Origin of the sequence: Gilliamella sp. ESL0250, assembly GCF_013345045.1 — a bacterium.
GTDB classification, from domain to species: domain Bacteria; phylum Pseudomonadota; class Gammaproteobacteria; order Enterobacterales; family Orbaceae; genus Gilliamella; species Gilliamella apicola_H.
In genome coordinates, this window is sequence record NZ_JAAEDV010000023.1 from 1 (window position 1) to 10,164 (window position 10,164).

The 10,164-nt window shown below is 39.3% G+C and carries 1 protein-coding gene; it reads right to left on the reverse strand.

Features of this window, described 5'->3' with window-relative positions; genetic code table 11:
• Window positions 1-559: 559 nt before the first annotated feature.
• Window positions 560-10,150: a hemagglutinin repeat-containing protein gene (locus tag GYY69_RS12985; protein WP_238786575.1), complete on the reverse strand. Its 9,591-nt coding sequence runs from the start codon at window positions 10,148-10,150 to the stop codon at window positions 560-562.
• Between the last annotated feature and the right edge of the window lie 14 nt (window positions 10,151-10,164).

The window sequence follows — 10,164 nt, forward strand, 5'->3', positions numbered from 1 at the left end:
GTTCGGCTATCCATGGCGCACTGGCCCCCGCAAGGCCTCCTGTAATGTCACCGGTAATAATGCCTGTGATAATTGATGTCGCTGTGTCAATCCCTTTGCTGACATCTCCCCCCATGGTGCCTAGGTTTTTGGTCGCTTGGTTGGCTTGTAATTGGCAGTCTACCGCATTATGATTGATTACAAAAACGATAAAATGATAGAGGCGAGCACTATCTAATATTTTGGCGAAGTTAAGAATTTAGTCACAGAATTAACTACTATCTTTAAATAACAAATATCCAATTTTGGATAGGGTAAAATCCCAGCATTAAAGCTGGGATAATATTATTTTCCGAAAATCTTAATACCTGAGCGACGGCATACTGAATACCAACAAGCAATTCCCATGATAAGACCTAAGCATGGAAAAAACAAAATTTGTTGTATATTACCCAGATCAAAATCTGCCTCTCCATAAAGAATAAAACCACATAAAAAAAATAATATGTTTGTTATTAGATAAAATAACAAAAAACCTATAGGCATTATAGAGCAGAAATATATAAGTATTAAATATTTTCTATTCATTTTTATCTCTATTATTTTTAATTATTTCAGTTGTTTTTTTATTTAAATATTCACTTGAACTAGATGAAATGCCACTTCCAGTCCAAGTAGGAATTGAGCTTTCTGTATAATGCCCTGTTATTCCTAAAAAGCCTTTGTTTGCTTCATGAATATATTTATTTGCTGCTGTATTAAAGATTGGACGGAGTCCTTTTTCTGCATATTTTCCAAGGCCATAACCAATTGTTGATGAGCCAGCACCAATTATGGCACCTGTTACAGGATCTTTACCATCTAATTGATTCGATAATGCACCCCCAGCAGCATTCCAACTGATTGTTCCCCAAAATTTAGTGCCAAATCCAGCAGTAAAAGCACCCGTTCCTGTTGCTATTCCTACATCTCTCCAACTGATACTGCCATCTTCATTAAAATAATATTGACCACCAATATTTGCTGTACCACTTAAAAATCCACCAATCATTGCTTCTTCTGGTAATAATGCTATCACAACTGGTGCTAACGTAGTACCGCTTGCAATTGCTCTATCTCGAATCATTTCATTCGCATAATCTGTTGCCGCTTTTTTATCACCATTAAATAGCAATAAACCATCTCGATAATCACGGTCAAATTCATCCATTACTTGCAAGGCCATAAAGTTATTCTCAACCGAATTCTTACTCGCAGCTATCGAGGTGCTGATGTCTCCTGCATCTCCGCCACTCACTGCAGTTGATAGCCCCATCACTAATTGGGTTAAGGCGCTGATGTTTTGTTTTTCAGCTTCAGTAAGGTCTTTGATGTCTTTTCCACCATAGAGGTTATCTAAGATGACTTTTGACGCCAGCTCTCCGCCTACGGCTCCCGCTCCCCCAGCAAGACCTGAGTTGCCTTGTAATTCGGCTACCACCGCACCCAGTATAGCATGCGATACTAATCTTGCTGTTTCATTATCACTCACCCAGTTGCCGTCTTTATCCATATGCCCTGTGTGCAGTTTTATCTGTTCGGCTATCCATGGCGCACTGGCCCCCGCAAGGCCTCCTGTAATGTCACCGGTAATAATGCCTGTGATAATCGATGTCGCCGTGTCAATACCTTTGCTTACATCTCCCCCCATTGTGCCCAGATTTTTGGTCGCTTGGTTGGCTTGTAATTGGCTGTCTACCGCCTCTGAATACCAGTAGTCTTTATTGTCTTCATAATATTTATTAAAATCAATCCGTGCTTGTTCTTCCGCACTTAACTGATTATAAGCTTTTTCCGCTTCTTTTTTCGATAACGCTTCCTTGTTTTTATCTACATCTTTTTGCGCCTGTAGGCGGTCATATTTGTTTACTACTCCTTTGGCTTGTTGAGCGATGTCTTTAACTAGCTCTACCGATTCTAATTTGTCTAGCTCTTTTTGTTTGTTAAATATCGGTTTGAGTGAGTTATTCGCATGCTCGGTATCTCGGCTTAGTTCGTTGATATCTTGTTTTTGTTTGTCTTTATTACGGATGATGAGTTGCCCATTTTCTACCGCTGAATGGGTTATACTGGACTCTTTTTCGCTGTTTTGATACGCCGTCGGGGCACCCGCTCCGCCTGTGCCGCCACTCACCGAGACGTGGCTAACTTTAAAATCCGCTTTGTTTTTGATATCACTAAAGCTGATTGTGCCAGTGTCAAGTTTGTTTTTGCTGGTATCTTTCGCTTCTGAGGCTATCACCGCCCCTTTTAAGTCAGTGTTGTTACCCACCGTGATATCATAACCGCCACTGCCGGCAAAAATGCCCGATTGGTCGGTGACACTTGCCCATTTGCTGTCGATATTCGTGCTAGATAACGAGCCGTTGGCACTAAAACCACCAAAGCCTCCGCTTCCACTCACCGATGCGCTGATTTTTTCGTAATCGTAATCGTCCGTGTCTTGCAATGATTGGATGTTTAAGTTATGACCCACGTCCATTTTGACGCTATCACCCTTAACTTGACCGCCAATGATATTGACATCATTACCTGTCTTGATTGTCAGTTTGTTGTTGGCGTCAATAACACTTTCTGTCCAAGCACTGCCGTTGGCATTTTCTCGCTCTCGACTAAAGTTGGCATTGCCTTTAAAACGTAAGCCACTTTCATCTCCACCAAATTGCAGCTGTATGCCAACCCCGCCTCCATAGCTCTTTTCGTCACTGTCGCTGTGTTGGGTATTGACTGCACCTATCACATTTAAATCTCGATTAGCCGTTAGATTAATATCATTTCCCGCTTTTACTTCACTCCCTTTTAGCGTTATATCGCCACCTTGTTTATTCGCATCCCCTGTCGCTATAATATCTATATTTCGTCCCGCCGAAACTCCACTACTTATTACCGAATGCTGCTCTTGGTTCACTTCTCGCTCCGTGCGTTGCGTGCCCACCATCGCACTCACCCCTATTGAGGCTTGACTTTGTCCTTGTTGGTTTTTCAGTTGTGAATCTTCAAGCGCTTCTATCGCCGTTAACGCCGATTTAATCGATTGGAGTGCTAATAGTTTGTCATTGCCCTTCTTCTTAGCTCGCTCTACTGCTTTTGCCGCTTCATACATATCCGCAGCCGTCCCCGTTAACGCTACCGTTAAGCCAGACTTTTCGTAACTGTACTCTTCTTTATACGTCGTTTTGGCATCTAATGCTTCAATATTGACGTTTTCGCCTTGCATTCTAATATCACGCTGCGCAATAACATCACTGCCTTTGATATTTAGGTCTTTGCCCGCTTGGATGTTAACATTGCCATTTGTGCTGCCTACAACACTGCCCACAAAGGCTTGTTCGGTATCGGTCTGTTTGAGATTTTCTTTTTCTTTACCCACCGTAAAACCAATTCCGCCACTGCCCATTAATCCCGATTTCTTGGTCTTGGTTTCGTGTTTTCGGTAATACGACTCTTCCGCCGCATCAATATTAATCGCTTTACCCGCCTCAAGTGCTACATCATGCGTACCAATCACTTGGCTACCGATCACCGTTAAGTTGTTACCCGCATCAATAGTGACACTATCACCATAAAGCTCACTGCCTTTTTGGGTGGTATTGTCTATCTGAGTACGCGTTGTTGTAGTACTCTTATTTAAAAAGCCTTTCTTTTTTCTCTTGTGAAACTCATCTAACTCAAATCGTTCTTCCGACGCCCCAATGGATATGTCGTTATCAGCGTGAAGTCCTAAATGATTGCCTGCAACAATATCAACTGTTTTGGCGTTTATATCGTTACCCGCAATAAGCATCACATTATTAATGGCACTTATCTCTGTACCTACAACGCTTTTTTCATCGGTTTTGCGGTAGTCCTTTTTGACCCTAAAATCTAATTTTTCTTCAATATCAGCCGTGTTGAACTTGATATCGTGACCGGCTTGTAACCAGGTATTACCCGTTTCGCCATTATTTATTATCCATCCCGCTTTTGTATTAATATCACGACCGGCATCTATCACAATATTGCCATTATTCACTTGGATAATACTACTTTGGTCAATATTGGTGGTTAAGTTGCGATCGCGAGTTTGCGTGCGCGTGCTTGATAATAGGTTGATATCATTATCTGCCGATAAATAAACCAACTTATCGCCCACCAATTTGCCATAATTGGTAATGTCGTTTTTTGCATTAATAGCAACTCTATCACCATAAATCGTCCCTTTATTAGTGACGTTATGCCCTTCTAATAAAATATCGTTCTTGGCGTTTATTAAACCATTGCTGTTAAGCTCATCACCTTTAATAAATACATTTTCGCCTGCAATTAATGCCCCATCGCTACCAAGCTGTGGCCGATTAACCACATAAACTTGTGGTACTAACACTTCCATGCTTTGACCATCAACATTGATGGTTTTTTTCACTAATAACACGATGTCAGTGGTTAAGGCTTTCATCTGCTCTGCCGATAATTCAACGCCCGGAACAATGCCATAATCATTGGCAAAACGAATTCCAGCATCCATCAATGCTTGGTATTGTTCTAAATCTGAATGGTAACCGTGTAAATATCGGTTGCCCGTTAAGCCAAGAATTTGTTCACGAATGAGTTGTTGCTCATAATACCCATCGCCTAATCGTTTTTGTATTGAATCTGGATCAGTTTTTAAGCGTTGAAGCATATAATCTGAACTCAGCCATTTTTTGCGTTGGGTAAAACGCGGATCGGTTTCAATAATATAATTTTTGTCTGTATCTTTGTGAACTATCCATAAGCTATTATCAGGTAAGGTCAAATTGGGCTCATAAATACTAATAGTTTTAGACGGTGTCATCTCATCTTTAGTAGCCGGTAAATCAGGCTCTTTGACTGTCGACGTATCTTTTTTGTTGTCTAAATTTCCCTCAAAATGATTATCAGGTAGGAAAGGCAAGGTAGCAATAACATCTTGTTTATGCTTTGGTTCAGCCACTAGATTTGTTTTATCTGATGTGAGCTTATTATCTGGACTTAAGTCAATAATTGGATTAGTTAACTGTTTTTCATGCTGCGAAATTGGATTACCAACCATTTTGCCCACAAGAACTTGATTATGGGGATTTTCAACTTCGACAGCTTGTTTCGGTGTTTCTTTTAGCGGTGTGCGCTCAAAGATTTGATGATCTAAAATGTTATGATTTAATGCATCATCAATAAAAACTTCGTCAGCTTTAGTGTAATTAGAAGGACCATAACATCTATAGTCATCCTTGTGCTTTTTCTTATGTTCATAATAATTCCCTGAATAGACATATTTTGATAAAGTTTCCTGAGACGTATTGTTTAGTTGATTTACGTTGATGCTGACGGTTTTACCCGCAACAATTTTACTGTCCTGATTGTTTAGCGTTTGCCCTTGAATAATAATATGATCCGCTGCCATGATTTTACCCGGATCGGTTTCTAATACAACAGTACGATATTTTTGTTTAATAACATTAAATTCCCACGAGTCCTCCGCTCCGTCAATGTTATGAGATGGAACTGACATGCGTTGTAATCGATTGGAATGCCTTAAATGCTCTGGAATGTCATTCCATTTATAATAGCACCTGTGATGTGAAGTTGAATATTGACAAGGAATACCACGCATGTATTTTGTGTGAATACGATAAAGAACATCATTTGGCGAGTATTTTGTTGGTCCATCACCTTCAGAGGTTTGAAAATAAGTTTCTTTTTCAGGTGGTTCATCGCTTTGGCGCATTTCTGTAACAATATGGTCATTAATATTGTTAATGGTGTTGGCCGCAATAACTAAACTCCCTTGCGATTCAATGGTTGCCGAATGGTTATTAATCACGTCAGCTAAGCCGATAACATTGAAGTTTTCGTCAAGATCACCCCCAATATTAAAATACCCTAAACTGAGCAATTGGGCATGCGTATAGTTATTTAATGTTTTAATCCCCAAGTTAAAATTCTGTCGAGCTGCAATGACAGGGGCTCTACCATTTTGACCGCGGTTATTAAGCTGGGTAGCGCTAATAGCAAGATTATCAGCATAAATACGTCCTGTTTGTAAGTTGTTTAAGGCGTCTGTACGGATAACCGAGGTGGTACCATCAATTAATCCATAATTGGTGATATTTTTATGCTTTAATGCTAAATAATCAGCACTAATTTCTGCCTGTTGTTCGTTAACCAGTTGTTGACTACTTAATGAAACTTGACGACCTGCAGTGATTTTATTTTTATTAATAATGTCTTTTGTGGTGCGAATAGACAAATGACCATTGGCGGTTATTTCATTTTCATTGATAAAGCTATCGTCTAAATCCAGGGACAAATCATTTTTAGTTTTTATTATGCCATCGCCTTGAAATGCTCGCGTTTTTAAGTAAATATTATCGGCCAGTAAATGCCCTTTGCTATTATTAAAATCCCAAGCATTAATTACCATCGTATTATTCGCTGTTAGGGTGGCTTGCTCATTGTTTAAATGATGGCTTTCAAGCAAGATGTTGTTAGCTATATATTCTGACTGTCGATTATCAACATCCGTTGCCTCAACATTGATAAGACCATTGGTTTTTAAGGACGCTGATTGATTGTTTAAGTCAGTAGTCTGTAACTTGATACCGTTATTGGAGAGTAATTTTGCCTCATTATTGTTAATATAGTTCAATGAAGTAAGTTCAATTTTACCATTCGCAGTTAATTGCGCCGCATGATTATCAATACCAAGAATTGCACTTAATCCAATATTATTTTCTGAAATCAGGCTAACTTGCTGATTATTGAGTGTGTTTGCATGAATATTTATATTCCCTTTAGCCAGCAATTCACTTTGTTGATTATCTATTTGTTGGGTTTTTATATTCAGGGATTTTTCAGCAACCAATTTTGCGTGTTGATTAGCAATATTGTCAGCATGAAGTGTCAAATCACCATTGGTAAATAATTTGGCCTGTTGGTTGTTTAAGGTTTGGCTATCAATACTTATTCCTTTATCACCCGATAATAATAGCGCTGACTGGTTATCTAATCGATTGACTTGAAGGGTTATTTTATCTTGCGATTGGAGTGTGGCCTGAGTATTATTCAGCGTGTTAGATATGATGTTAATCGCAGATTGTGCCACTAAAATCGCTTCGCTATTATCAAACTCTTGGTTATTAATGGCTATGGCGTTATCTGCTTTATGTACTCCACCTTTATTGATAAGACGAGTAGTATCGATCTTTATTGACTGGCCACTGAATAATTTCGATTGAGTGTTATCCAAACTTTCAGCCTGAATAGCGATGTCTCCTTTTGTATTGAAAATCGCTTTTTGATTGTTGAATTGCTTCGTATTAATATGTAGTGATTTGTCACTGCCTAATTGTGCACCAGAATTATTGAGCTCATCGCTTTCAATAGTAATACCGTTGTTGGCAACCCATTTTGCATTGCTATTTATCAGCGTGATGGCATTGACGTTAATATGACCTTGCGCCCCCATTTCACTGGCTGTGTTATTAATAGTATCAGCTTTAATTTTAATGTTTTTATTACTGATGATCGCCGCATTCTTGTTCGTCAGTTGTGTGCCAGTAATATCAATATCACCTAAACTGTTTATGCTTGACTCACTGCTATTGATTGTGTTGGCTTTAAGTTGCATATTTTGCTGTGCAACCAGCAGTGCTTTTTGTATGGACAGTGTTTGTTCACTGTGAATATTTATATCCCCTTTGCTGGCAACAGTTGCATGATTTAATGATGCTGTTTTGCTCGCTAAGTTCAAGCTACCTTCGGTAACATATTCAGCTCGGTCACTGACAAGAGATTCTGTTTGTATGTCAATCCCTTGTTTGGACTTAATTTCACTGTCTTGGTTATTGATTATGTTGCTAATGAAGTTAATGGCACCATCAGCAAAAAAGAGGCTTTTCTCGTTGTGAAACTTGGCCGCACGAATAGCAATATGCTGATGACTTAAAAATTTTGCATCGGTATTAGTAAGGTTATCAGTATCAATCTCAATATTGCCATCTGTTATCAGTTTAGTGTTAGCATTTTTTAACTGATCGCTCGCTTTAATATGAATGTCGTCTTTTGTTTGAATTTGTGCTGCGGTGTTATCAATTTGATTAGCATTGATTGAAAGTTTACCGTCAGTTAATAATATTGCTTCACTGTTGTTAATTTGTTGAGCATCAATAGCTAAATCTTGTTTAGCCTGAATGGTTGCTTTTTGATTGTTAAACTCGGTTGCCAATAAGTTGATTACACCACCACTAAACCAATTTGCATTCTGATTATTAAGCTGAGAAAAATGCAATTGCATACCATCATTAGCATAGAGCGTAGAATTCGCAGTATTTGCCCGTGGTGCCTCAATTATCAATTTTTTGTTGGTGATAAGTTGTACACGATTGAATGCCGCCGATTCTTGTGCCTTAATTGCTAAATCATTTGCTACTTTTACTACCGCATCATCCGCCTCAATTGTAGTAGCGTTAAAATGGACTTGACCAGTCGATAATAGTTCGCCGTGATTTAAGATTTGCTGTTGCCCTGTTAATGAAATATCGCCTTTTGCACCAATGGCAGCATGGCTTAAATCTATTTTTTTACTGTTAATAACAATTTGATTATCAGCGTGTAGACTTACTCCTTTCGCATTAATTTGCTCGTCAATGGCTAAATTAAGCGCATTGCCGGCTTGCAGTATACTGTTATCGCTTGCTAAGTGTTTAGCATGGATATCTAAGGTATCATGAGCAATTAACTTAGCATCATCGTTAGCCATAGCTTGCGTGTTAATGGTTAAGGTACCACCAGATACGATTAAACCTGATTGGTTATCAAAGCGTGTTGAAGCATCAATAACGATGTTATCACCACTTTGCCATTTTGCCTGTTGGTTATGTAACGTATTACCCGTAAAAGTTAAATGCTTACCACCAACTAATACGGTATTATCATTATTTAGATAATCAAACTGATAATGGATTGAGCTTGCCGCTTTCATCTGGCTGGCGCCATTTTCGATATTATCTGCTTTAATGTCAATGTTATTACCGGACCACCATATCGACTCTCGATTGCTTAGCGCTCGACCTTGCACGGTAATATCACCTAATGCACTAATTTTTGATTTATCCAGTTTTAACTGATTGGCCTTTATCGATACAGGTTGGGTTGTAATAAGATTTAAAAAATGCGCAAAATAAGTATCGGCATTAATGTCAACCACATTCCTAGCCTGTAACTTAGCTCGGTTAGTGGATAAATTTTTTGCATTAATACGTAGCGTTTGTTCGGTAATAAGGTCGAAGTTATCCGCATTGAGCTCACTGCTCGACAACGAAACGGCACCTTTAGCGCTTAAGCTGGCATCGTGCATTTCAGTATCATCAGCATCAATAATTATTGCACCATTGGTATTTATTTTAGCGGCATTACTTTTTATATGATTGGCTCTTAGTGTAATGTCGTTTTCTGCAATAAGCTGACTATTGTTGCTCGTGAGTGCGTTGGTTGTTAATGCTATGCCTTCTTTGGCCTTTATCGTTGCGTCAGACGTGTTTATCGTTTTAGCGCTAGTTAAACGTAATTGTTGCTCAGTTTGGACTTGCGCCCCACTAAGCGAGATCGATTCGCCTGTCAGATTTAAATCATTAGCATACGTTTGACTACCATCAAGATTAAGACGGTTTTTAGCTTTTAATGATAATGCGTTGTTTGCACTGTTTTTGCCATTAAATGCAATACTATTGGCAGTAGCATCAATATTACCAGGCTCGGTCAGTTTTCCCTTTTCATCAATACCCGCAGCCACAGTACTATTTTTAGTGCTATTTATCGCTGAGGCTTTAAGAACAACATCGTGCTTGGCAAGGAATGAACCCTCATTCACAATGGCTTTTTGACTGCTTAAGCGAATATCTTGCTGAGCCTGCATCGCCCCCGTATTGACAATTTTTCCATCCGACGTCAGTGTTATGCTCCCCGCACTCGCACCTAATTCACCCGCATTATGTACGCCAACCCCTTTTTCTGTGCCTACTAAGTTGATTTTGCCCGCATACATGCCACCAAGTGCAGAAACATCTATCGACACTTCGGGTTTGTCGTCGGTCTGCCCTGACAATGCCGTGATATGTTGCCCATCTCGGCTCACTTTATTACGACCCG